The following is a 24,188-nucleotide window of genomic DNA, read 5'->3' on the forward strand; positions in this document are numbered from 1 at the left end:
GTCAGTCCTTGTCGAGATCTTCGCGGTCGGCATCGAAACCCAGCAGGTTCCAGCTCTGCACCATATGCGGCGGCAACGGCGCCGTCACCTTGAGCCGCCCGCCGTCGGGATGGGGAACATCGATGTGGCGGGCATGTAGATGCAGCCGTTTTTGAACGCCGCCGGGAAATTCCCAGTTGGGATCGTCATCGAAATATTTCGGGTCACCGATGATCGGATGGCCGATATGCAGCGCATGCACGCGAAGCTGATGAGTGCGTCCGGTATAGGGCTCCATTTCCAGCCATGAGAGCGTGTTCGCAGCCGTATCGACGACGCGGTAATAGGACACCGCATGATCGGCATCGGGTTCGCCATGCTTCACAATCCGCATGCGGTCGCCATCCGGTGTCTGCTCCTTGGCAAGCCAGGTGGAAATCTTGTCTTCCCGTTTGCGCGGCAGCCCCTTGACCAGCGACCAGTAGGTTTTCTTGGTGGTGCGATGGCGGAAGGCTTCCGTCAGCGACTGCGCGGCCCGTCGCGAACGGGCGACAACCAGCACCCCCGACGTATCACGATCAAGCCTATGGACGAGGCGCGGCTTTTCGCCCTTCTTGTTGGTCCAGGCTTCCAGCATCTTGTCAATGTGGCGAACAAGCCCCGACCCGCCCTGCACGGCCAGACCGGCGGGCTTGTTCAGCACAAATATGCGCTCGTCCTCATGCAGCAGCATGCGCGACAGCAGTTCGCCATCCGGCGAATGCTTCAGCGCCTTGCCAGCAATCGGCCCGGTTTTGCGCACATCGGCATTGATCGGTGGAATACGCACCGTCTGTCCGGGCTCCACGCGGGTATCGCTTTTGACCCGACCGCCATCAACACGGATCTGCCCCGAGCGCAGCAGCTTTTGAAGTGCACCAAAACCGAGCCCCGGATAATGCAGTTTGAACCAGCGGTCGAGCCGCATGCCCGCCTCATCCTGATCCACCTTGATATGTTCAATACCCGCCATCTTGCGAAAACCCTTGTTCCAAGCCGTGGCTTCTATCGCATGATGCGCCGGAATGAAATGGGTTTAGAAAACCATCCGTCCGATCGCGAGCCCGGCAAACACGGCAATCAGCGCGAGACCAACGCTGGCCGCAACATAGGCAATGGCGGGCATGAAATCGCCCCGTTCGATCAAATTCATCGCATCGAGCGAAAATGACGAGAAAGTGGTGAAGCCGCCAAGAAAGCCGGTGACGATGAACATCCGCATTTCCGCAGACTGGTTGAGCGCCCGCGCAACGGCCTCGACCAGCAAGCCGATCAGCAGCGACCCGACAATATTGACGACGAACGTGCCCCAAGGAAAATTGGTCCCCCAAAGCCGGATGGCAAAGACACCGATGAGATAACGCCCGACAGAGCCCAGCGCTCCGCCAGCGGCAACAAGAAGGGCATGGGAAACGATATTCGGCACGAGTTCATTCCGTTCGATGGTACAGCCTTGATAACAGAACTTCATTAGCTGTTTCGCGTCATCCTGCCCACCCCTCTGGCGGCTATCAATTGTCCGAAGCGTGTATATTGCGGTTCCGGCGCTCTTGCCTCTTGCAAATCCTGCCACAACTTGGATAATCCAATCAAATTCGTGTTGGGAGAACCCGCTTATCAAGCGGTGCCGAAGGAGCAACTGCCCCGGAAACTCTCAGGCCAAAGGACCAGCGCGTATTTCTAAACTCTGGAGACGAGGTCCTGCACGTTGCAGGACTGGCCGAAGGGATAATAATCTCAGGCACACAGGACAGAGGGGGCTCATTCGCGAAGGGCATGTCACACACGCCCGCCCCTTTGAGCCGGCGTTTATCAAACGCATTTCCGGAGGCACGTCTTGGTCTCGCAAGAACCGCTAAACAAAACCCCGCTTCACGCGCTCCACCTAGAGCTCGGTGCCCGCATGGTACCCTTTGCAGGTTACGACATGCCGGTGCAATATCCGATGGGCGTTCTGAAAGAACACCTGCATACCCGTGAAAAAGCTGGCCTTTTCGATGTCTCACATATGGGGCAAGTCTATCTGAAGCCGCGATCCGGCAATCTCGCTGACGCGGCGATCGCGCTGGAAAAGCTGGTGCCGGTCGATATCGCCGGGCTCAAACCCGGCCGCCAGCGCTATGCATTCTTCACCAACGATAATGGCGGTATCCTGGATGATCTGATGGTCGCTAATCGTGGTGATCATCTGCTGGTGATCGTCAATGCGGCATGCAAGGATGCCGACCTTGCCCATATGAAGGCTTACCTTTCCGACCTCTGCGATGTGGAAGTCCACTTTGAGGACAAGGCGCTTCTGGCGCTGCAGGGACCGAAGGCTGAAGATGTCCTGGCGCCGCTCTGCCCGGCCGTTGCCGACATGAAATTCATGGATGTGCGCGCCTGCGAAGTTCTCGGCGCCACCTGCGTGATCTCGCGTTCCGGCTATACCGGCGAGGACGGGTTCGAGATTTCGGTGCCCGCTGAAAAGGCCGATGAGCTGGCCCGCGCGCTGCTTTCGCACGCAGATTGCGAACCCATCGGCCTTGGCGCACGCGATCTCGTTGCGGCTGGAAGCCGGGCTTTGCCTTTACGGCAACGACATCGATGAAACCACGACACCGGTGGAGGCCGCACTCGTCTGGGGCATGCAGAAGGCCCGCAGGCCCGGCGGCGCCCGCGAAGGCGGGTTTCCCGGCGCTGAAATTGTCTTCAAGCATCTTTCCGGAGGCGTTGAACGCGTTCGCGTCGGGCTGAAGGCGAAAGGCCGCGCGCCTGTTCGTCCGCCGGCAAAACTCTATGCCGACGACAAGGGCGAAACCGACATCGGGCGCGTCACCTCCGGCGGCTTCGGCCCGACGGTCGGCGTACCCGTAGCCATGGGCTATGTGGTATCAAGCCACGCAGAAACCGGCACCACACTTTACGCCGAGGTGCGCGGCAAATATCTGCCGGTCACAATCGAAAACACCCCCTTTATCCAACCCACCTATAAACGCTGAGCGGGAACATTATTGCCATGACCATCAAATTTACCGAAGAACACGAATGGCTGAACATTGAAGACGGCATTGCCACCGTCGGCATTACCGCGCATGCCGCAGAACAGCTCGGCGATCTCGTTTTCGTTGAACTGCCGGATGTCGGCGCGACATTTGAAAAGAATGACGACGCGGCAACCGTCGAGTCGGTCAAGGCCGCCTCGGATGTTTTCTGCCCGCTGGCCGGCGAAATCACCGAAGTCAATCAGGCGATCACCGACAACCCGGAACTGGTCAACGCCGAGCCCATGGAAGGCGGCTGGTTCTTCAAGCTGAAGCTCGCCAATCCGGCCGATGCCGACGCGCTGATGGATGAAGCGGCTTACAAGGAGTTCATCGCCTGATGACGACGCCTTCAGAATTTCAGTTTACCGACTACCAGCCCTATGACTTTGCCAATCGCCGCCATATCGGGCCCTCGCCCGCCGAGATGGCCGGGATGCTGGAAACGATTGGCTATGACAGTCTTGAAGCGCTGATCGACGACACCGTGCCTGCCGCTATCCGCCAGCAAGAGCCGCTGGCCTGGGGCCCCGCGATGACCGAGCGCGAGGCGCTCGACAAGCTGCGCGAGACAGCCAACAAGAACAAGCCGATGATTTCGATGATCGGCCAGGGCTATAACCCCACCATCGTGCCGCCGGTTATCCAGCGCAATATTCTGGAAAACCCGGCCTGGTACACCGCCTATACGCCCTATCAGCCGGAAATCAGCCAGGGCCGGCTCGAGGCGCTCTTAAACTTCCAGACGATGATGGCAGACCTCACCGGTCTCGACATCGCCAATGCCTCGCTGCTGGATGAAGCGACGGCGGCGGCGGAAGCCATGGCGATGGCGAACCGCGTGGCGAAATCGAAGGCCAACGCCTTCTTTGTCGATGAAAACTGCCACCCGCAGACGATTGCACTTTTGAAAACCCGGTCCGAGCCGCTCGGCTGGGAAATCATCATCGGCAATCCGTTTACCGATCTCAAGGCCGAAGAGGTGTTCGGCGCGCTGTTCCAGTATCCCGGCACCCACGGCCATGTGCATGATTTCACTGCCGTGATCGCCGCCCTGCACGCGGCAAAGGCGATCGCCACCATAGCCGCCGATCCGCTGGCGCTGACGCTTTTGAAATCGCCAGGCGAAATGGATGCCGATATCGCCATCGGCTCCTCCCAGCGCTTCGGCGTGCCGCTTGGCTATGGCGGTCCGCATGCCGCCTATATGGCCGTGAAGGACGCCTACAAGCGCTCCATGCCCGGTCGTCTTGTCGGGGTCTCCGTCGATAGCCGGGGCAACCGCGCCTACCGTCTGGCGCTGCAGACCCGCGAACAGCATATTCGTCGCGAAAAGGCGACGTCGAACATCTGCACCGCACAGGTGCTGCTGGCCGTGATGGCCGCGATGTATGGCGTGTTCCACGGGCCGGACGGGCTGAAGGCGATTGCACAGCAGGTGCACAAGAAAAGCGTGCTGCTGGCCAAAGGGCTGGAAGCGCTCGGCTTCACCGTCGAGCCTGAAACCTTCTTCGACACCGTCACTGTCGAGGTTGGCGCGTTTCAGGGCCTGATCATGCGCAATGCCGTGGAAAACAACGTCAACCTGCGCAAGGTCGGTACCACCAAAATCGGCATTTCGGTGAATGAGCGGACCCGTCCGGCCCATGTCGAAGCGGTGTGGGAAGCGTTTGGCGGAAAATTCTCGATTGCCGAGTTCGAGGCGGATTACCGCCTGCCGAAAAGTCTATTACGCACAAGCGTTTATATGACGCACCCGATCTTTCACATGAACCGTGCGGAAAGCGAGATGACACGCTATATGCGCCGCCTCGCAGACCGTGATCTGGCGCTTGATCGCTCGATGATCCCGCTTGGCTCATGCACGATGAAGCTCAACGCCACGGCCGAGATGCTGCCGATCACCTGGCCGGAATTTGCCGACATTCATCCCTTCGCACCTGAAAATCAGGCGCTGGGCTACCGCGAAATGATCGCCGATCTGTCGGAAAAGCTCTGCGCCATCACCGGCTATGATGCGTTTTCCATGCAGCCGAATTCCGGTGCGCAGGGCGAGTATGCCGGCCTTTTGACGATCCGCCGCTTTCACCGCGCCAATGGTGATGCGCACCGCGATATCTGCCTTATTCCGATGTCCGCGCACGGCACCAACCCGGCGTCTGCCCACATGGCGGGCATGAAGGTGGTGGCGGTGCAATCGCTCGAAAACGGCGATATCGATCTGGCCGATTTTGCCGAAAAGGCGGCAAAGCACGCCGACAATCTCGCCGCCTGCATGATCACCTACCCCTCGACCCATGGCGTTTTCGAGGCAACCGTCAAGGAAGTCTGCGAGATCACCCATCAATATGGCGGTCAGGTTTATCTCGACGGCGCCAATATGAATGCGATGGTCGGGCTGTCGCGGCCCGGTGATATCGGCTCGGATGTCAGCCACCTGAACCTGCACAAGACCTTCTGCATTCCCCACGGCGGCGGCGGTCCGGGCATGGGGCCGATTGGCGTCAAGGCCCACCTCGCACCCCACCTGCCCGCCAATCCGGCAACGGATGAGACCGGCGGCGCAGTCTCGGCAGCACCGTTCGGCTCACCGTCGATCCTGCCGATCTCATGGAGCTATTGCCTGATGATGGGCGGCGAAGGGCTGACGCAGGCCACCCGCGTGGCGATCCTCAACGCCAATTATATCGCGGCCCGGCTGAAGGGCGCTTACGACGTGCTCTACAAGTCGGAAAAGGGCCGCGTCGCGCATGAATGCATCATCGATACGCGCCCGCTGAAGGACACGGCTGACGTTACGGTGGATGACATTGCCAAGCGGCTGATCGATTGCGGCTTCCATGCCCCGACGATGAGCTTTCCGGTTCCCGGCACGCTGATGATCGAGCCGACGGAATCGGAAACCAAGGCCGAGCTGGATCGCTTCTGCGATGCAATGCTGGCGGTCCGCGAAGAAGTGCGCGCCATCGAAGACGGCACGGCCGACCGTGTCGATAATCCGCTGAAAAACGCCCCGCACACGGTGGAAGATCTCGTCGGCGAATGGACCCACCCCTATTCCCGCGAACAAGCCTGCTTCCCCCCGGCGCCTTCCGCGTCGACAAATACTGGCCGCCGGTCAACCGCGTGGACAATGTCTATGGGGATCGGAATCTGGTCTGTGCGTGTCCGCCGATGAGTGAGTATGCGGAGGCGGCGGAGTAGGGAGATGTATGCGTGAGACGGAAGGCCGGCGCGGGCGCCGGCTTTCGCTTTCGGAACCCCTTCCCCCGTCACTAGAACAGCGTGAAAGTACAAACGCGCAGAATCAATGGCCGGGTCCAAGCCTCAGCATGATCCCGGAGCCATGCTGCTTGCGGGGTTGATGCCTCACTTGGTAGCTTCGGCTCTTCTTGTTCGGGATCAAGACGCATTTCCAACCGTCGATTCGAAAGCTTTGGATCAATAGTTCGAACACTGGAATGTGGACGTATAACACTAGGCGACGGCAGCAGCAGCAGAAATAATTTTTTTCTTAAGGTTGATCGGGCAGTTTTGTAATTCCGAGCGTGCGTTCAATCTGTTTTCTAAGGTTCTTAAGGCCTCTGCTATCACTTGGGGTTTTTGGCAGAGTAATAGCCTCAAGTCCTAAATAGTTCTCATCGGCTTCAAGTCGAACGTGCCTATTTTCTGACTTTACGGCATAGCCAAGCTCTCCGAGAAGGCCGGTTAATTCACTCGCAACTCGCCTAGGATCAGTTGTGGCTCTCTTCAAATCTCTCTTCAAATCTACAAGAGCAGGAGACACGGACAGCTTATTGGAAATAACGCGGAATATTTCGATAGATCTTTTGTCTATTCCGAGTTGATCTGCATATTTCAAGGCTATATCAGCAGCGTACCTGATCCTGTCAGAGGTTTCTCCAGAATAAATCTCGGGGCCAATTAGACAAGAAATATCATCTTCAGTATTAGAGAAATCGACATCTTCAATGCTGTTTAAAGAGCTGAAACTTAGCCTATTTTCAAGTTCTGAAACCCGGTCCTGTAGATTTGAAATCTCATCAAGATAGAGCTTTTCGCTTTCTTCAACACTGAGCCTATTCCGTTCACGCTCTCGGTGCGCATGCAAGGACCGTTCCTGAAGCTCCGTCCAGTCCCATCCGCGGGCGGGCATCTGTGTACGCGACAATATAGCTCGCTTTCGAACGGAGTCCAAAACCTCGTCAGATGTTTTGGTTTGCAGACCTATAAAGGATCGTGACACTATCCCCTTTCCGGGAACAGAAATACCGATCGTGCTTCCGTAAATATTTTTTGCAGAAGTAATTTCACGCAGCGCGAATGAGAACTCTCGATTAGGCTCAACCACAACATGAGCCACGCCGCCAAGATCATATGCAAGTTTTTCAATTTCATCTGCACTAATAATCCAGCTAGAATTTCCTTTCGCAGATATGTATATAATAGGAAGCCAATCTGTTGCTTCGCCAAATGTTATGGCCTTTGCCAACTCGAGACCTTGTTCATCTTGTCGAAGCCAGTTCGGTTGGTCCGATACAAGGATGCTTTTGTCTTCACCTCCCCAATTGTTGCTAAGAAGCGACTTTATGAGATAGGGTTTTCTGGGTGTTTCAAGCCTTGCCCCAACGGCGCTTGCGATGCACTGGGTGCGAACACGTAAGAGCCGGATTCAAAAGTTCATGATGGGAAACAATATCGTGCGAGGCGTCTGGTCATCACCCTGATGCTGGCGATGTTGACCCATGCTGTGGCGCTTGCGATGGACTTTTCCCAATCTTTGGCCAACCGACGGCATCGTCCGAACCAGCCGAAGGTGCGCTCCACCACCCATCGGCGGGGCAGAACCTCAAAGCCTTTCGCTATGTCGGAGCGCTTGATGATCTCAAGGTTCCATTGGCCGCATCCGCGCAGCGCTTTTCGCAACTTCTGCCCGGCATAGCCGCCATCTGCGAAGACATGGCGCAACCAGGGGAAACGGTAGCGGATGGCTTTCAGGACATCGGGCGCACCGTCGCGGTCCTGGATATCGGCAGCATGGACAAGCACGAACAGCATCAGCCCGATCGTATCGGTGATGATGTGGCGCTTGCGGCCCTTGATCTTCTTGCCGGCGTCGTAGCCCGAAACCCCGCCGCTTTCGGTGGTCTTGACACTCTGGCTGTCGATGACACCGGCTGTGGGCGAGGCCTCGCGCCCCTCCAGTTCGCGCGTAGCGCAGACGAGCAGATGATTGATGGTCTGCCAAAGGCCGATGTCGCGCCAGCCATAGAAATAGCCTCGCACCGTGGAGACCGGAGGGAAGTCCTTCGGCAGAGCCCGCCATTGACTGCCGCTGCCCGCAATATAAAGGATCGCGTTCACCACTTCCCTCATATTCGTTTTCCGTGGCCGCCCGCCGGGCTTGGCCAGCGGTATCAGTGGAGCAATTACAGCCCACTCACGGTCCGTCAAATCGGTTGGATAGCGAAGGCGATCCCGGTTATGCTGCAGGCGGGTGATATCATTCCAGGGCATGCGATCCTCCACGTTCTTGGCAGAGGTGGTTGAATCACATCCTTCTGATATCACTCAACAACTTTTAAATCGGGCTCTAAGGACGAAAGTGTTTTCCCATTGTGATCCAGGTGTGCTGGATAAGCAATGAATCGCGATTACAGCTATTATAGCTGCGCCCTTGGAATTGTCCCAGATATTTTCCCTCGCCATACTCGACTTCCCCTAAGAACCTGACCGAAAAAAGTCGAGTGATTTCAGCAGGATGTGTTTCCGTTGAATTTTTTTGAATAAACGAAGGAGAACACGATGACCTGAACCTAAATCACCCGACGCTAGTATGTTCGCAAGTCAGCCCGCTATGCAAGCGATGTGATGGATCGGGAATGGACTTGATTTCACCGGTGCTCCCGAAAGGGCGGCGGCTTGGCAGAACCCGTAATACCTGCCTGCGTGAAGTCGTTGACGCAATCTTCTATATCGCCTCGACCGGTTCCACTGGCGGATGCTGCCAAAGGACTTCCCGCCTTGTTCGACCGTCTACATTGCGTCTGGAAGGCGATCACGGCAGCACGGGCCTTTTCGTCAAAGACGGGATCGGGATATGCGAGGAAAACTCCGAGCCGATTGAGCGAGGCTTCGAGTGCTGCCGCCCGAGGCAACATGTCGCCAGGCTCGTGCTCGGCAAAAAACGCCTCAGGTGCGGCAAGACAGATCCAAGTGTTTAGCGAATCCAGAGCTTTTCAAGCGGTGGCCATTTTTGCGCGGGATAGAGAAAATCGAGCAGCCCAACGCCATCGCCATCCGACGCGACAACGGAGCTTCCTTGCGCGCAGGCCCTGCCCGTGACAGGAATGTTTGTGAGAACAGCAATGTCAGGCACCGTTGGCGTGAACGCACCGGTAAGCGGCGAAAGACCAACCCCCGCGCGCATTGCGTTCCATGAGGCGCGGCTCGCCGGGCCGAACGCAGCGTCAATCTCACCCGAACAGCAACTGTGGCGCGCCATCAACGATTGCGCCTACCGAAGATAGTCGTGGAAAAGCGAACCGAAGTCACACTACGCAAAGCGAAGATCACTGAGCCCGACATAACCGTAATTGAGGTTCTGGCTGGTCATGCCGACATCGACAAGATGACCGAAATCGATGCGATAGTGATAGCAACGTGTTATACCAGACTTCAATAATTCTGACTCTCGGGCTTCCAAAAATGTGACGAATCTGAATCGATGGTGCAAACAGGAGGTTTGCGATGGGTTCAGCGATTTCTCTTCGGACAGATTTCAACGGGGCGGAGTTGCGGCTTCTGGCTCGGCAGACACGCAATGCCGACCAGGCCCGGCGTCTCCTCGCGCTTGCATCGATCTATGATGGCGGATCACGCGGCGATGCCGCCCGGCTCGGCAGCGTTACGGTTCAGATCGTGCGCGACTGGGTGGTGCGCTTCAATGCTCGCGGACCCGACGGCCTGATCAACGGCAAGGCTCCGGGCAAGCCTTCTCTCCTGAACAACGATCAGCGAGCGGCCTTGGCGCAAGCGATAGAGCGCGGACCGACACCCTATCTGGATGGTGTCGTGCGCTGGCGTCTGTGTGACCTGGCCCGGTGGATTTGGGAAGAATACCGGATCTCGGTGAGTGAGGAGACCCTGGGTCGCGAAGTTCGTGCCATGGGCTACCGCAAGCTCTCGGCTCGCCCAAGACACCATGCGCAGGATCCCGAGGCGGCCGAGGCATTTAAAAACTTCCCCGCCGCTGTGGCAGAAATCGTCGCCGGTCCCCCCAAGGGCAAAGTGATCGAAATCTGGTTTCAGGGCGAAGCCCGCATTGGTCAAAAGAACAAGATCACCCGCCGCTGGGCCAAGCGGGGATCAAGGCCGTCCGCGCCACACGACCAGCGAACCCGATCGGCCTATATTTTCGGCGCGATCTGCCCCAGGCACGGCAAGGCCGCAGCTCTCGTCATGCCGTGGTGTGACACCTATGCCATGAACCAGCATCTGATCGAGATATCCCGCAATGTCGCCGAAAACGCTCACGCCGTCCTCATCATGGATCAGGCCGGATGGCACATGTCCAGCAATCTCGTCGTTCCTGAAAACATAACCATCCTGCCACTGCCGCCCAAATCACCCGAACTGAACCCGGTCGAAAACATCTGGCAGTTCATGAGGAACAACTGGCTCTCAAACCGCGCCTTCAAGTCCTACGAGGATATCGTCGACCACTGCTGCTACGCCTGGAGAACACTCCAGGACCGACCATGGAACATAATGTCGATCGGTAGACGCAAATGGGCACAAACGTTCTGATCAATGACGATTGGTATTATCGCACCAGCGGCAAAACAGTCGCAATGCGGCTTTTTTGCTCCGTGCGACGCGCCTCGCCTTCCCCTGCAGCAAAAGCCCCCTTCAAGAGCACACTTTGCGATCCGGTCAGCACCAGATGCCAAGCGACATAAGCCAGAACCAAAGTCACGAAAAGCTGAGCCAACGATCGAATGATAACCGCGATACTTGGATTGGAAAGCCCCTGCCAGGGTCCGCTCCACAGACGATTGAGGGCCAGAAGTGCCATCAGCACCGCCGTGGCCTGACCGAGACGGGCGAAAGAACTGAGCAAAGGTCGACACGTCGTCCGGGAGCGCCATTTGCGGCTCTTCCGGGATCGGCCTGAACGCTCATCAAGAGCGGCCAACCTCCGACCATCGCGAAGATCAGGATGCCCGCGCAGTCAACGACAATGTAGATGATGCGTTGCACCAGGCTGCTCTGGTCCATTCCGGCTCTCAACCTGCGGAAGATCGTCCGGAAGATCGCCTCGTGGTGTCGCACTGGGCGGTGCAGAGCGACGCGACTGTGGCACTGCGCCGGGCGATCCTTGCCACAATTGATGACCCCGACCAACCGCTCATGGAGCCACCCCGGCATATGGAGGCCGTTCGTCGCCGTTGGCTGGCAACACCGCCGTTTACAGGTGCGCGTTTTCCGCTTCAGTTGGTCATGCGCGCAGGTCTGTAAGGTCACCACGTGCCCAGCTTTCCTGCACCTCCGCCATGAACTCGGCAAAGCGTTTTTTTGAGATGGCGGCGCGGATGCCCTGCATGAAATACTGATAGTAATGCAGATTGTTCCAGGTCAGCAGCATGCCGGCCAGCGATTCATTGGCGCGCACAAGGTGATGCAGATAGGCACGGGAATAATCGCGGGCCGCCGGGCAATCGCTTTCTTCGTCGAGCGGTCGGAGGTCTTCTGCATGGCGGGCGTTTCTGAGATTCACTTTGCCGCGGCGGGTGAAGGCAAGGCCGTGGCGCCCTGCCCGTGTTGGCATCACGCAGTCGAACATGTCGATACCGCGCGCCACCGATTTCAGGATATCGTCGGGCGTGCCGACACCCATTAGGTATCGCGGCTTTTGGGCCGGTAGCTCTGGCAGCGTTGTTTCGAGCATAGCCAGCATGACGTCCTGCGGTTCACCGACCGCAAGGCCTCCAACCGCATAGCCCTTGAGGTCAAGTGCCGCCAATCCGCGTGCGGAACGGATACGCAGATCAGGAATATCGCCGCCCTGGACAATGCCGAACATGGCTTTGCCGGGCTGATCACCAAAGGCTTCACGGCAGCGCTCGGCCCAGCGCAATGACATATCCGTCGAATTCTCGATCTCGGCACGGCCTGCCGGAAGGCGCACACATTCATCAAGCTGCATCTGAATATCGGAACCGAGAAGCCCCTGGATCTCGATCGAGCGCTCCGGGCTCATATGATGCACACTGCCATCGATGTGGGATTTGAAGGTAACGCCCTTCTTTTCGTCGATCTCACGCAATGCGGCCAGTGACATCACCTGAAAGCCGCCGGAATCGGTCAGGATCGGATGCTCCCACCGGATCAGCGAGTGAAGACCGCCAAGCCGCGCCACCCGTTCGGCGCCCGGCCGCAGCATCAGGTGATAGGTATTGCCGAGGATAATGTCGGCGCCGAGGTCGCGGACCTGATCAAGATACATCGCCTTGACCGTACCCGCAGTGCCCACCGGCATGAAGGCCGGGGTGCGGATTTCGCCGCGTGGCATGGTGATCGCGCCAAGACGGGCATCGCCGTCGGTGGCCTTGAGGGTAAACTGGAAATTCTCGCTCATCAGTCTTTCCGGAACAACAGGCTGGAATCGCCGTATGAATAGAAACGGTATCCGGTTTGGATGGCATGGGCATAGGCCGCGCACATCGTTTCCAGCCCGCAAAACGCCGAAACCAGCATGAAAAGCGTTGATTTCGGCAGGTGGAAATTGGTCATCAGCATGTCGACCACACGGAAGCGATAGCCTGGCGTGATAAAGATACCGGTCTCGCCCTCCCAGGGGCTGATCTTGCCGCCCTCGGCCGCAGCGCTCTCCAGAAGCCTCAACGATGTGGTGCCGACCGAGACGATGCGTCCGCCCCGCGCTTTCACCGCGTTCAGCGCTTCGGCCGTTTCCGGCGTCACGATACCGCGTTCGAAATGCATCTTGTGGTCTTCGGTATCATCCGCCTTCACCGGCAGGAATGTCCCCGCCCCGACATGAAGCGTGACGAAATGCTGCTCGATGCCGGCGCTATACAGGGCCTGCAGAAGATTTGGCGTGAAATGCAGTCCCGCGGTCGGGGCTGCAACAGCGCCGTTTTCGCGGGCATAGACGGTCTGATAGTCATCCCGATCCTTGCCATCTTCAGCGCGTTTGGACGCGATATATGGCGGCAGCGGCACATGGCCGACGCGCATAAGCGCCTCGTCGAGTGCCGCCCCGCGCGCATTGAAGAAAAGGACGACCTCGCCCCCTTCCCGCTTTTCGGTCACTTCGGCCTCGAGTGTGGCAAGACCGTCAGCGGATGTGAAATGCAGGCGGTCGCCGCTCTTGATGCGTTTTCCCGGCCGCGCAAAAGCATGCCAGATGTTGTCGGCCTTGCGCAGATGCAGCGTGGCGGAAACCGGCACATCCTCGCCGCCAGGGCGCAGACGGATACCTTCGAGCTGGGCTGGTATGACCTTGGTGTCGTTGAAAACCAGCGCATCGCCCGGCTTCAGAAAGGTCGGCAGTTCGCTGACAATGCGATCTTCGAGCGCCAGCGTCTGTTCCGGCCGCACAAGAAGCATACGCGCACTGTCACGCGGATCGGCTGGCCTCAGCGCGATATTTTCATCTGGCAGGTCGAAATCAAAGAGGTCTACACGCATTGTATCAGGACAATTCTCATAAAATTCGAAAACCCGCCGGCACGAGGCCGGGCGGGTTGTTTTTGGGCCGTAGCCTAGGATTTAGCCCAAGCAAAGAAGGCAGCCCTTCGCGGCAGGCCAATCAAACGTCCGCGGCGACTTTCATCGTAATGATGTGGTCGGGGTCGCGCACAGGTTCCCCGCGCTCGAACGCATCAACGGCGTCCATGCCTTCTACGACTTGCCCCCAGACAGTATACTGCTTGTCGAGCCAGGGAGCGTCGGTGAAGCAGATGAAGAACTGGGAGTTGGCCGAGTTCGGGTTCTGCGAACGTGCCATCGAGCAGGTACCACGAATGTGGCGGACCGAAGAGAATTCAGCCGGAAGATCCGGCTTTTCGGAGGCACCGGTACCAGCACGTCCCGGATGAAAGGCGTCGGACCCCTTCTTGCCGTGCTTCACGTCACCGCCCTGCGCCATGAAATCAGCGATAACGCGGTGGAAGACGACGCCGTCATAGGCGCCTTCACGGGTCAGTTCACGAACACGCTCGACGTGCTTGGGGGCCACGTTCGGGAACGCTTCGATCACGATCTTTCCCTTGGTCGTCTCCATGATGAAGGTGTTTTCCGGATCTTTGATTTCGGCCATCTGGATCTCCTGTGGCTGAGTTAGGTCGAAATGGGAGGGTTACTGGCTGACAGTGGCGTTCAGGATCCGGTCGGGATCGCTGACTGTGCCATTCTGTGCCGGATCGCCCTTCTTGATCTTGTCGACATTGTCCATGCCTTCAACGACCTCACCGATGACGGTGTACTGGCCGTTCAGATGCGTCGCATCGTCAAACATGATGAAGAATTGCGAATTTGCGGAATTCGGGTTCTGCGAACGCGCCATGCCGACCACGCCACGCTTGAATGGAATGTCGGAGAACTCTGCCGGAAGATCAGGCATATCCGAACCGCCCGTCCCGGTCCTGTTGGCGTCGTAACCGCTCTCGGCATCGCCGAACTGAACGTCACCGGTCTGGGCCATGAAACCGTCGATCACACGGTGAAACACGACATTGTCATAGGCACCGTCTTCGGCAAGTTCCTTGACGCGGGCAACATTCTGCGGGGCTTCGTCATCGAAAAGCTCGATTACGACCGGGCCTTCCGAGGTGTTCAGCGTCAGAAGGTCTTTGCCGTCCTGGGCCTCAGCCATGCCGGCAATCGAGGCCACCGTCATCATTGTGGCGGCAGCCAGTCCTGCAATTGTCTTCCTCATGGTTTTCTCCTTGAAAATCGTTTCCTCACCCGGACTCTAGCGCGGGAATTTGGCCTCTAGCGCGGCAGCCACATAGTCCGGCACAAAGCGCTCCACATCGCCGCCCATGGCAGCGACCTGCCGCACCAATGTGGCCGATATCGGACGGGAAAGTGCCATCGCCGGCAAAAATACGGTCTGAATGTCCGGCGCCATAGTCTGGTTCATGCCCGCCATCTGCATTTCATAGGCAAAATCGGTGGAATCGCGCAGGCCACGAATGATCATGCCCGCGCCATTTTCCCGTGCTGCATCGATTGCCAGCCCCTTGAAGGCCACCACGGAAACATCGCCGCGACGTTCCGGCAGGTGCTCGGCGACAGCGCGTTGAAGGAAGGCGGCACGCTCTTCAAATTCGAACAGCGGCTTCTTTCCGGCGTTGATGCCGATTGCCAGCACAAGCCGGTCTGCAATGTTGAGCGCCTGAAGCACCACATCGAGATGGCCATTGGTCATCGGATCGAAAGAGCCGGGGTAAAATGCCGTTGCCATTCGTCACGCCTCGGTTTCGGTTTCGGCCTTTTGTCACGGAACGCGACAGGCTGCAAGCCGCTTTGCCCCGGGCCGGGCGGCACCAGGCCGGTGAAAGCAAAAAGCCGGACCCAAAGGCCCGGCTTCCGCAGATTGAAAGGCACCAGGATCAGGCCTCGTTGTCGCCCTCGTCGGTTTCGGCTGCAGGCGTCTCGTCGGTGGTGACCTCTTCCGTACCGTCGCCTTCAACGGGTTCGGCTTCTTCGGGCTCGGAGATCCCCTCGACGGAAACAACCTTCTCGTCGCCCCCGGTCTTGAACACCGTGACACCCTTGGTGGCACGACTTGCGATACGGATATCGTAGACCGGTACACGGATCAGCTGTCCGGCATTGGTGACCAGCATGATCTGGTCGCCCTCCAGAACCGGGAAGGCGGCGATCAGACGGCCGATTTCTTCGGTTTTCGATGTGTCGGTAGCACGAATGCCCTTACCGCCACGGCCGGAGATGCGGAAGTCATAGGAGGATGAACGCTTCCCAAAGCCCTTTTCGGTCACTGTCAGGATGAACTGTTCATAGAATTTAAGCTCCTCGTAGCGATCATCGCTCAACACGCCCTCTTCAGCTACGTCCTCGCCGACAAGCGCGATCTCCTCACTCTCCCCGGTTTCGGTACGGCGTTCGAGTGCGGCCCGTTTCAGATAGGCGGCGCGTTCCCAGGGCTCGGCGTCGACATGGCTGACGATGGTCATCGAGATCACCTCATCGCCCTCGGCAAGCCCGATGCCACGCACACCGATCGAATTTCGACCGGAGAAGACGCGGATGGCGGGAACCGGGAAGCGGATCGCCTGGCCCATCGCCGTCGTCAGCAACACATCGTCATCCGGTGTACAGGTCCAGACCGACAGGATGCGATCATTCTCGTCATCGAGCTTCATCGCGATCTTGCCGTTGCGGTTCACCTGCACGAAGTCCGACAACTTGTTACGGCGCACAGTGCCACGTGTGGTAGCGAACATCACATCGAGTTCGGCCCAGCTTTCCTCATCCTCCGGCAGCGCCAGAATGGAGGTAATCGCCTCGCCCTGCTGCAGCGGCAGCATATTGATCAGAGCCTTGCCGCGTGACTGCGGCGTGCCGATCGGCAGGCGCCAGACCTTTTCCTTGTAGACGATACCGCGTGAGGAGAAGAACAGTACCGGCGTGTGGGTATTGGCCACGAACACGCGGGTGACGAAATCCTCATCACGGATCGCCATGCCGGCGCGGCCCTTACCACCGCGCCGCTGGGCGCGGTAAGTGTTGAGCGGAACCCGCTTGATGTAGCCATTGCGCGAAACTGTGACGACCATGTCCTCGCGGGCGATGAGGTCCTCATCGTCCATATCGGGACCGCCTTCAAGAATTTCGGTGCGCCTCGGCGTGCCGAATTCATCCCGGACAGCAATCATCTCTTCCTTGATGATCTCCTGAATCCGCGTGCGCGAAGACAGGATTTCAAGATAGGATTTGATCTCGTCGCCGATCTTGCCGAGTTCGTCACCGATTTCATCACGACCCAGCGCGGTCAGGCGGGACAGGCGCAGTTCGAGAATGGCCCGGGCCTGTTCCTCGGACAGCTGATAGGTGCCGTCGTCGCTGATCTTGTGACGCGGGTCCTCGATGAGCAGGATCAGCGCCTCGACATCCTTTGCCGGCCAATGCTTTTCCATCAATTGCTCACGCGCCGTCTGCGGATCAGGCGCGCGGCGGATCAGGCTGATGATCTCATCGATATTGGCAACCGCAATGGCAAGACCGACCAACACATGGGCCCGGTCACGCACTTTGCGCAGAAGGTATTTGGTCCGGCGGCTGACAACATTCTCGCGGAAGGAAACAAAGGCCCTCAGAATGTCGAGCAGGCTCATCTGTTCCGGCTTGCCGCCGTTCAGCGCCACGAAGTTACAACCGAACGAAGTCTGCAGCGGCGTGTAGCGGTAGAGCTGATTCAGGATCACGTCGGCATTGGCGTCGCGCTTCAGTTCGACAACAACACGATAGCCTTCGCGGTCGGATTCATCGCGCAGATCGGAGATGCCCTCAATGCGCTTTTCACGCACAAGATCGGCCATTTTCTCGATCATCGTCGCCTTGTTCACCTGATAGGGAATTTCGGTGATGATGATTTGCTCGCGGTCGCCGCGCATCGGCTCGATGGTCGCCCGCCCGCGCATGATCACAGAACCGCGTCCGGTCTCGTAGGCTGACTTGATACCGGCACGACCGAGGATCTGTGCGCCCGTCGGCAGGTCCGGTCCGGGAATGATCTGCATCAGCTCCGGAAGCTCGATAGCGGGATTTTCCATAAGCGCAATGGTGGCGTCGATCACCTCGCCGAGATTATGCGTCGGCATGTTGGTGGCCATACCGACGGCAATGCCACCGGCGCCATTGACCAGAAGGTTCGGGAACTTCGCCGGAAGAACGACCGGCTCGGAAAGCGTTCCGTCATAGTTCTCGCGGAAATCGACGGTATCCTTATCAAGATCGTCGAGCAAAGTATGCGAGACTTTTTGCAGCCGGCACTCGGTATAGCGTTCGGCCGCCGGCGGATCGCCATCGACGGAACCGAAATTGCCCTGCCCGTCAATCAGCGGCAGCCGCAGCGACCAGTCCTGCGCCATACGCGCCAGCGCATCATAGATCGCGGAATTGCCGTGCGGGTGAAACTTACCCATGACGTCGCCGGTAATACGGGCGCACTTCATGTATTTCTTGTTCCAGTCAACGCCGAGCTCGGACATGCCGTAGAGAATGCGGCGATGCACCGGTTTCAGCCCGTCGCGCACATCCGGCAGCGCACGGCTGACGATCACGCTCATGGCGTAATCGAGATAGGAACGCTGCATTTCTTCCATGATGGAAATGGGCTCGATGCCCGGCGGGAGCCCCCGCCCGATGGTGTCGTTTGATCAGTCAAAATGAATCACGATCTCAAGCTAGAATCATATGGCGCGTTTATAGCCGAATCCGATCCCGAACGCCAATTTGCAAAGCATTTGGGTGGTGGACACAGCAGCGGCCCACGACAAAATAAATTCGTATTTGGCGGCAGATTTGTGGCAGGGTAGCAAGAATGACATCGTTACGACTCTGGGTTTCCGAAAATGCTGTAATATCTGCCGAATCCGAAACCAGCAGAACCGGGAGGTTTCGATGACTGAACTGACAACGCTTTTGAGTGGTTTCACCACCTTGATGGTGACGATGGACCCGCCCGGCATGGTGCCGATATTCCTGGCACTGACAGTCGGCATGACGCGTGGCCAACGCCGTCGCGTGGCCGTGCGGGGCGCCCTCATCTCCTTCTTCCTGCTTCTTGCGTTCGCACTTTTCGGCGACAGTATCCTCGGCGCGCTTGGCATCTCCATGAGTGCGTTCCGCATCGCAGGCGGTATCCTGTTGTTCTGGATCGGTTGCGAAATGATTTTCGAGAAGCGTCAGGAACGCAAGGAGAAAACCACAGAAACCGCCATTACCAAGGACAATATCGCCAATCTTGCGGCTTTCCCGCTGGCGATGCCGCTGATCGCCGGGCCCGGCGCGATCTCGGCCACGATCCTGCTCGGGTCAAAAATGGAGACGGTACTGGACAAACTAGCGCTTGTGCTCGTGATCTTCATCGCCGCGCTGGTGGTGCTTCTAGCCATGCTTTCCGCCGGGCTGATCGACCGTTTTCTGGGCGAAACCGGGCGGAATATCCTCACCCGCATTCTGGGTATGATGCTGACTGCCCTTGCCGTACAATTCGTCATCGACGGTATGCAGACAGCCTTCCATATAGGCCCGGTCGCGTCAGGCTAGGCAAACCGGCGGGACAAGCCCGCCGATCCCTTCACGCCTTACGCCCCGAGAAACTCCAGAAGGCTTTCACTGAAAGCCTCTGGCTCTTCAAGCGGTGGCGTATGCCCGCTTTGCGCAAACGTGATTATCCTGACATCAGCGAAGGCCGAACGATATTCGTCCCAGCTTTCGGCTGGCGCGATCAGGTAATCCTGGGCACCAATCGCAATCAGCACCGGGGCAGAAACAGCCCCCGCGAGAGCGACCATGTCGATATCACGGAAGACCTCGCCCCAGAGATGATCGAAAACCGGATCGTTTATCGGCACATCCTGCCACAAATGGCGCGCATCATAGCCGGGATCGCTCCAGCTTCGCGCACCAAGCCGCAACAGAAGATGCCGGAAACGGGCACCCGGCTCTGTCTGGATATCGTCTGCAAGGCAAAGAAGATCCCGCTCCAGAATTGTCTTTCGACGGGCATCGGCCTCGGCAGAAAACCGCACCTCCGCAGCCTCCAGCATCGCTCCGGACTGGCTCGGGGCCGTGCCGACGATCACGACATGGCTCACGCGTTCTGGAAAACGCGCCGCATAGGCCAGCGCCATATATCCATGCCCGGAGTGGCCGAGAATGGCAAAACGCTCAAGGCCGAGATGCACACGCATGCGCTCGATGTCGCTGACAACGCGATCGAGACTGGAGTCACTGTCTTCGCATCCCGTAATCGGCGTCGCGAACCCGCAATGGTCGATGAAATGAAACCGGCAGTGCCGTCGTAAAGACGCCGGGAAACAGCGCGCATAATAGTTGGCACTGCCAACCACAAGAAGTGGAATGCCCAGCCCTTCAATGATGTATGAAAGAAGAAAACCGCCGCTTTCCAAAACGCCGTAACGATCACCCTTATCGGTGACCGGAGAAAGAAAATCCGTCATGTCTGATCCATAAAAAGCATCGCCGTTCCAAGAGGAACGGGCGTCAAAACCTTCGGTGCTGACCGCAAGAACGGCACACCGGTTCAGTGGTTTCTCGCAATCCCCGCTAACGGATCAGTTTCATGTTTTCTTACTCGCCTTCATTTGAGAATCCGGACTATGGCCTGCAGTCACATATAAAAGCCGACGCAACCTCGCGGTCGCGCCGACTGCCGATTAATACAGATCAAAAAGGAATATCGTCGTCGAGATCCTGCGAGAAACCGCCGCTGGAACCACCGCCGCTGCGAGCGCCGCCGCCGCCAGAGGCCGGCTGCGAGCCGTAGTCGTCGTAACCGCCGCTCTGGCCGCCGCCACCCTGGCCTCCGCCGCCGCCTTCGCCACGCCCGTCGAGCATGGTTAGCGTGGAATTGAAGCCCTGCAGAACGACCTCGGTCGAATAACGCTCCTGACCGCCCTGGTCAGTCCATTTACGGGTCTGCAGCTGGCCCTCGATATAAATCTTGGAGCCCTTGCGCAGAAACTGTTCGGCAACCTTGCACAGGCCTTCGCTGAAGATCACCACGCGGTGCCATTCGGTGCGCTCCTTGCGCTCACCGGAATTGCGGTCGCGCCAGCTTTCCGAAGTTGCCACCCGCAGGTTGGCGATCGGCCTGCCGTCCTGGGTGCGTCGGATTTCCGGGTCCGCGCCGAGATTGCCGACGAGGATGACCTTGTTTACACTACCTGCCATGAAACCACCTGCTTTGGCCGCGACAGCGGCCTCTTGAAGAATTTCAAACCAGCATAAACGATCTGCCGCGTGGCGACCAATCGCGGGCATGAAATCCACAATAAAAATGTTCTTTATTTGTTCTAAAGCGCTGATATGATCCCGTCAACCGATTCATTTCCGACGCCGTATTGGATAAAACCTCGACAGGCCGCTCCTGCGAACTACATAAGAACCGATTTTCCTTTGCCGAGAAGCCGAAAACCATGAGCGAACTCAAAAATATTACCATTCGTGGTGCGCGCCAGCACAATCTGAAGGGTATCGATGTCGACCTTCCGCGCAATTCGCTGATCGTGATGACCGGGCTTTCGGGCTCGGGCAAATCATCGCTCGCCTTCGACACGATCTATGCGGAAGGCCAGCGCCGCTACGTCGAGAGCCTGTCGGCCTATGCGCGCCAATTCCTCGAAATGATGGAAAAGCCGGATGTCGACCGCATTGACGGACTGTCGCCAGCCATCTCGATCGAGCAGAAGACCACTTCGAAAAACCCGCGTTCCACCGTCGGCACGGTCACCGAAATCTACGACTATATGCGCCTTCTGTTTGCGCGCACCGGGGTGCCCTACTCGCCTGCGACCGGGCTCCCGATCGAAAGCCAGACCGTCACCCAGATGGTCGATCGGGTTCTGGAAATGGAAGAACGCACAAGGCTTTATCTGCTGGCGCCGCTGGTTCGCGGCCGTAAGGGCGAGTTCCGCAAAGAACTGGCCGAGCTGATGAAAAAGGGCTTTCAGCGAGTGAAGATCGATGGAGCCTTCTACGAAATCGCCGAGGCGCCGAAGCTCGACAAGAAATACAAGCACGACATCGATATCGTCGTTGATCGCGTGGCCGTGCGCGCCGATCTGGCGACCCGTCTTGCCGACAGTCTGGAGACCTGCCTTCGGCTTGCCGATGGCCTCGCCATTGCCGAGTTTGCCGACAAGCCGCTGCCTGAAGCGGAAACGGCCGCTGGCGGCTCCAAGAACAAATCTCTCAACGACACCCATGAACGCATTGTTTTTTCGGAAAAATTTGCATGTCCGGTGTCAGGCTTCACAATCTCGGAAATCGAACCACGCCTGTTTTCATTCAATAACCCTGTCGGCGCCTGCCCGACCTGTGACGGGCTCGGTTTCCAGCAGAAGATTGACGAAGATCTTGTTGTGCCGGACCGCGCGAAAAAGCTTGCGGACGGGGCAATCGCGCCCTGGGCTAAGTCCTCATCGCCTTATTACAAGCAGACGCTTGAGGCGATCGGCAAGCATTTCGGCTTCAAGATGACCGAACGCTGGGACAAGCTTCCCAAGACGGCGACGGATGCAATCCTGAACGGTACCAGCGAGAAAATCGAATTCAACTATGCCGATGGCGCGCGCTCCTACAAGACCACCAAGACCTTCGAGGGCATCATGCCGAATCTCGAACGGCGCTGGAAGGAGACGGATTCGGCCTGGGCGCGCGAGGAAATCGAGCGATACATGGCCGCCGCCCCATGCCCGGCCTGCAACGGCTACCGGCTGAAACCCGAAGCTCTGGCCGTCAAGATCGACGACCGCCATATCGGCCATGTCAGCAAAATGTCGATCAAGGCGGCACGCGACTGGTTCGAAAGCCTGCCAGACCGGTTTTCGCAGAAGCAGAATGATATCGCCGTGCGTATCCTGAAAGAAATCAACGAGCGGCTGCGCTTCCTGAATGACGTCGGCCTTGAATATCTGACGTTGTCGCGCAATTCCGGCACGCTGTCTGGCGGCGAGAGCCAGCGTATCCGGCTTGCCTCCCAGATTGGCTCGGGGCTCACCGGCGTGCTCTACGTGCTCGATGAGCCATCGATCGGCCTGCATCAGCGCGACAATACCCGGCTTCTGGAAACGCTGAAACATCTGCGCGACATCGGCAATACGGTGATTGTGGTCGAGCACGACGAGGATGCGATCCTGAGCGCCGATTATGTGCTCGACATCGGCCCGGCTGCCGGCATCCATGGCGGTGAGGTAATCGCCGAGGGCACCCCGGCGGCGATTATGGCCAACCCGAAATCGCTGACCGGACAATATCTGAGCGGCAACCTCGCCGTTGCCGTTCCCTCGGAGCGGCGAACGCCGAAGAAGGGCAAAGCCCTCAAGGTGGTCGGCGCGCGCGGCAATAATCTGAAGAACATCACCGAATCCATACCGCTCGGTGTGTTTACCGCGGTGACCGGGGTTTCCGGCGGCGGCAAGTCGACCTTCCTGATCGAGACGCTTTACAAGGCCGCTGCGCGGCGCATTATGGGTGCGCGCGAAAATCCGGCTCCGCATGATCGCATCGAGGGTCTGGAATTCGTCGACAAGGTGATCGATATTGACCAGTCGCCGATCGGGCGCACGCCGCGCTCCAATCCGGCCACCTATATCGGCGCCTTCACCCCGATCCGCGAATGGTTCTCCGCCCTGCCGGAAGCAAAGGCGCGCGGCTACCAGCCCGGGCGTTTCTCCTTCAACGTAAAGGGCGGACGCTGCGAGGCCTGCCACGGTGACGGGCTGATCAAGATCGAGATGCACTTCCTGCCCGATGTTTACGTGACCTGCGACGTCTGCCATGGCCAACGCTATAATCGCGAAACGCTGGAGGTTCACTTCAAGGGCAAATCGATTGCCGACATTCTGGAGCTGACGGTTGAGGAAGGCGTCGAGTTCTTCTCTGCCGTCCCCTCTGTGCGCGACAAGCTGCAGACACTTGCCGATGTCGGCCTTGGTTATATCAAGGTCGGCCAGCAGGCCAACACGCTGTCGGGCGGTGAGGCGCAGCGCGTCAAGCTCGCCAAGGAATTGTCGCGTCGCTCGACCGGCAAGACGCTTTACATTCTCGATGAACCGACCACCGGTCTGCATTTCCACGACGTCGCCAAATTGCTCGATGTGCTGCACAAGCTGGTCGAACAGGGCAATTCCGTTGTCGTGATCGAGCATAATCTTGAGGTCATCAAAACCGCCGACTGGGTGATCGATATCGGACCCGAGGGCGGCGATGGCGGTGGCGAGATCGTCGCGACCGGCACGCCCGAAGATATCGTGAGGGAAAAGCGCTCTTATACGGGTGTTTATATGCGCGAGCTGTTGGAACGACGGCCGCCGAAGAAGACGGAAGCTGCGGAATAGAAAGGGA

General features: G+C 58.2%; 19 protein-coding genes, 4 pseudogenes and 1 riboswitch. Of the genes and pseudogenes, 8 read left to right on the forward strand and 15 right to left on the reverse strand.

The window, feature by feature from the left end; all coding sequences use genetic code 11:
* Window position 1: 1 nt before the first annotated feature.
* Both AC0L7L_RS07855 and crcB read right to left on the reverse strand, forming a co-directional pair.
* On the reverse strand, window positions 2-991 hold the full coding sequence (locus AC0L7L_RS07855; RefSeq protein ID WP_473513234.1) for an RluA family pseudouridine synthase: 990 nt from the start codon (window positions 989-991) through the stop codon (window positions 2-4).
* 63 nt (window positions 992-1,054) lie between these two features.
* Window positions 1,055-1,435: a fluoride efflux transporter CrcB gene (crcB, locus tag AC0L7L_RS07860; RefSeq protein ID WP_473513823.1), complete on the reverse strand. Its 381-nt coding sequence runs from the start codon at window positions 1,433-1,435 to the stop codon at window positions 1,055-1,057.
* Window positions 1,436-1,609: 174 nt separating this feature from the next.
* Window positions 1,610-1,698: riboswitch (glycine riboswitch) on the forward strand.
* Between the two features lie 157 nt (window positions 1,699-1,855).
* Here crcB and gcvT point away from each other — a divergent pair.
* The 3 genes and pseudogenes from gcvT to gcvP all read left to right on the forward strand — a co-directional run bounded on the left by gcvT (window position 1,856) and on the right by gcvP (window position 6,245).
* Window positions 1,856-2,999, forward strand: a pseudogene (gene gcvT, locus AC0L7L_RS07865) (glycine cleavage system aminomethyltransferase GcvT).
* Window positions 3,000-3,016: 17 nt separating this feature from the next.
* A complete protein-coding gene (gene gcvH, locus AC0L7L_RS07870) occupies window positions 3,017-3,382 on the forward strand; it encodes a glycine cleavage system protein GcvH (RefSeq protein WP_272211280.1) in 366 nt (121 codons plus the stop codon).
* Window positions 3,382-6,245, forward strand: a pseudogene (gene gcvP, locus AC0L7L_RS07875) (aminomethyl-transferring glycine dehydrogenase). Before gcvH ends, gcvP begins: the two are co-directional and overlap by 1 nt.
* 310 nt (window positions 6,246-6,555) lie before the next feature.
* Here the strand turns inward: gcvP and AC0L7L_RS07880 are convergent.
* Window positions 6,556-7,533: a hypothetical protein gene (locus AC0L7L_RS07880; protein WP_473513238.1), complete on the reverse strand. Its 978-nt coding sequence runs from the start codon at window positions 7,531-7,533 to the stop codon at window positions 6,556-6,558.
* 188 nt (window positions 7,534-7,721) lie between these two features.
* Window positions 7,722-8,558 carry an IS5 family transposase gene (locus AC0L7L_RS07885; protein WP_272210312.1) on the reverse strand — a complete coding sequence of 279 codons (837 nt, stop codon included), beginning with the start codon at window positions 8,556-8,558 and terminating at the stop codon, window positions 7,722-7,724.
* Window positions 8,559-8,876: 318 nt separating this feature from the next.
* On the opposite strand from AC0L7L_RS07885, the pseudogene AC0L7L_RS07890 reads away from it, so the two are divergent.
* Window positions 8,877-9,078 (forward strand): annotated as a pseudogene (locus tag AC0L7L_RS07890) (transposase); the annotation flags it as partial.
* Window positions 9,079-9,261: 183 nt separating this feature from the next.
* On the opposite strand, the gene AC0L7L_RS07895 reads toward AC0L7L_RS07890, so the two are convergent.
* Together AC0L7L_RS07895 and AC0L7L_RS07900 are read right to left on the reverse strand one after the other, a co-directional pair.
* Complete coding sequence (locus tag AC0L7L_RS07895; RefSeq protein ID WP_473513239.1) at window positions 9,262-9,546, reverse strand: hypothetical protein; 285 nt, start codon at window positions 9,544-9,546, stop codon at window positions 9,262-9,264.
* A 51-nt stretch (window positions 9,547-9,597) separates the two neighbouring features.
* Window positions 9,598-9,723, reverse strand: a complete 126-nt coding sequence (locus tag AC0L7L_RS07900) for a hypothetical protein (RefSeq protein ID WP_272211284.1) — start codon at window positions 9,721-9,723, stop codon at window positions 9,598-9,600.
* Window positions 9,724-9,791: 68 nt separating this feature from the next.
* Between AC0L7L_RS07900 and AC0L7L_RS07905 the strand changes: the two genes are divergently transcribed.
* Complete coding sequence (locus AC0L7L_RS07905; protein WP_473513241.1) at window positions 9,792-10,850, forward strand: IS630 family transposase; 1,059 nt, start codon at window positions 9,792-9,794, stop codon at window positions 10,848-10,850.
* A gap of 16 nt (window positions 10,851-10,866) precedes the next feature.
* Here the strand turns inward: AC0L7L_RS07905 and AC0L7L_RS07910 are convergent, their stop codons facing one another.
* A complete protein-coding gene (locus AC0L7L_RS07910) occupies window positions 10,867-11,118 on the reverse strand; it encodes a hypothetical protein (protein WP_473513244.1) in 252 nt (83 codons plus the stop codon).
* 179 nt (window positions 11,119-11,297) lie between these two features.
* Between AC0L7L_RS07910 and AC0L7L_RS07915 the strand changes: the two genes are divergently transcribed.
* Window positions 11,298-11,561, forward strand: coding sequence for a hypothetical protein (locus AC0L7L_RS07915; protein WP_473513246.1), 264 nt, complete (start codon window positions 11,298-11,300; stop codon window positions 11,559-11,561).
* Here AC0L7L_RS07915 and tgt read toward each other — a convergent pair.
* The 6 genes and pseudogenes from tgt to gyrA all read right to left on the reverse strand — a co-directional run bounded on the left by tgt (window position 11,542) and on the right by gyrA (window position 18,480).
* Window positions 11,542-12,681 (reverse strand): tRNA guanosine(34) transglycosylase Tgt, encoded by a 1,140-nt coding sequence (gene tgt, locus AC0L7L_RS07920; RefSeq protein WP_473513248.1) that lies wholly within the window; start codon window positions 12,679-12,681, stop codon window positions 11,542-11,544. The two genes, AC0L7L_RS07915 and tgt, sit on opposite strands and share 20 nt — an antisense overlap.
* Window positions 12,681-13,754, reverse strand: a complete 1,074-nt coding sequence (queA, locus tag AC0L7L_RS07925) for a tRNA preQ1(34) S-adenosylmethionine ribosyltransferase-isomerase QueA (RefSeq protein WP_272211287.1) — start codon at window positions 13,752-13,754, stop codon at window positions 12,681-12,683. Before queA ends, tgt begins: the two co-directional genes overlap by 1 nt.
* 121 nt (window positions 13,755-13,875) lie before the next feature.
* Entirely contained in the window at window positions 13,876-14,385 is a 510-nt protein-coding gene (locus AC0L7L_RS07930) for a peptidylprolyl isomerase (protein ID WP_272211288.1), read from the reverse strand.
* A 39-nt stretch (window positions 14,386-14,424) separates the two neighbouring features.
* Window positions 14,425-15,003, reverse strand: coding sequence for a peptidylprolyl isomerase (locus AC0L7L_RS07935; RefSeq protein WP_272211289.1), 579 nt, complete (start codon window positions 15,001-15,003; stop codon window positions 14,425-14,427).
* 36 nt (window positions 15,004-15,039) lie between these two features.
* Window positions 15,040-15,534 carry a pantetheine-phosphate adenylyltransferase gene (gene coaD / locus AC0L7L_RS07940; protein WP_272211290.1) on the reverse strand — a complete coding sequence of 165 codons (495 nt, stop codon included), beginning with the start codon at window positions 15,532-15,534 and terminating at the stop codon, window positions 15,040-15,042.
* Window positions 15,535-15,682: 148 nt separating this feature from the next.
* Window positions 15,683-18,480: pseudogene (gene gyrA, locus AC0L7L_RS07945) on the reverse strand (DNA gyrase subunit A).
* Window positions 18,481-18,716: 236 nt separating this feature from the next.
* Here gyrA and AC0L7L_RS07950 point away from each other — a divergent pair.
* Window positions 18,717-19,364, forward strand: a complete 648-nt coding sequence (locus tag AC0L7L_RS07950) for a MarC family protein (protein ID WP_272211292.1) — start codon at window positions 18,717-18,719, stop codon at window positions 19,362-19,364.
* Between the two features lie 38 nt (window positions 19,365-19,402).
* On the opposite strand, the gene AC0L7L_RS07955 is transcribed toward AC0L7L_RS07950, so the two are convergent.
* Window positions 19,403-20,281: an alpha/beta fold hydrolase gene (locus AC0L7L_RS07955; RefSeq protein ID WP_473513251.1), complete on the reverse strand. Its 879-nt coding sequence runs from the start codon at window positions 20,279-20,281 to the stop codon at window positions 19,403-19,405.
* Between the two features lie 226 nt (window positions 20,282-20,507).
* A complete protein-coding gene (locus AC0L7L_RS07960; RefSeq protein ID WP_473513253.1) occupies window positions 20,508-21,014 on the reverse strand; it encodes a single-stranded DNA-binding protein in 507 nt (168 codons plus the stop codon).
* 245 nt (window positions 21,015-21,259) lie between these two features.
* Between AC0L7L_RS07960 and uvrA the strand changes: the two genes are divergently transcribed.
* Window positions 21,260-24,181 carry an excinuclease ABC subunit UvrA gene (gene uvrA, locus AC0L7L_RS07965; RefSeq protein ID WP_473513254.1) on the forward strand — a complete coding sequence of 974 codons (2,922 nt, stop codon included), beginning with the start codon at window positions 21,260-21,262 and terminating at the stop codon, window positions 24,179-24,181.
* The last annotated feature ends 7 nt before the right edge of the window (window positions 24,182-24,188 follow it).

This window comes from Martelella sp. K41-7, assembly GCF_055808365.1.